The organism is Acetobacter sp. DsW_059 (assembly GCF_002153695.1).
GTDB lineage: Bacteria > Pseudomonadota > Alphaproteobacteria > Acetobacterales > Acetobacteraceae > Acetobacter > Acetobacter thailandicus.
The window spans coordinates 1-392 of record NZ_JOPI01000125.1; the positions used below are offsets into that span (position 1 = coordinate 1).

The 392-nt window shown below is 53.3% G+C and carries 1 protein-coding gene; it reads right to left on the reverse strand.

Annotation, left to right across the window (positions count from 1 at the left end; all coding sequences use genetic code 11):
* Positions 1–392, reverse strand: a 392-nt coding sequence (locus HK25_RS12225; protein WP_143296017.1) for a carbohydrate porin, incomplete at both ends; no start/stop codon positions are given.

A 392-nucleotide genomic window follows, 5' to 3' on the forward strand; every position in this document is an offset into this window, starting at 1 on the left:
CCACGTGTGCCATTTGCATCAGGCTTCCAGATCATCTGCTGGGCCTGCAGATAAATCGTGCTGCGGCCACGCTTCTCCAGCGGTGTGCCGCCAGCCGTCGCATAGATCTGATGCTGAGTGTTATAAAGCGGGTCATCATAAGGCGACGTGTCATACGTAAAGCCCAGCGCATAAGAGCGCGGGTATTTATCAGTCGTAAAGTCAGTATGATACCCTGCCTCAACCGGAATAAACGCACCGGTCGATTTACCAAAGCCCCAGTCCTCACCAGGCCAGCCATTATGGTTGCTCTGCTTCAGCCAGGGTTCAACCTCATACACACCGCCTTTAATATAGGTCGAGGCGGTTGGTTTAACCAGAATACGTGCCGCCCATGTGGCAGAGGTAAAGGA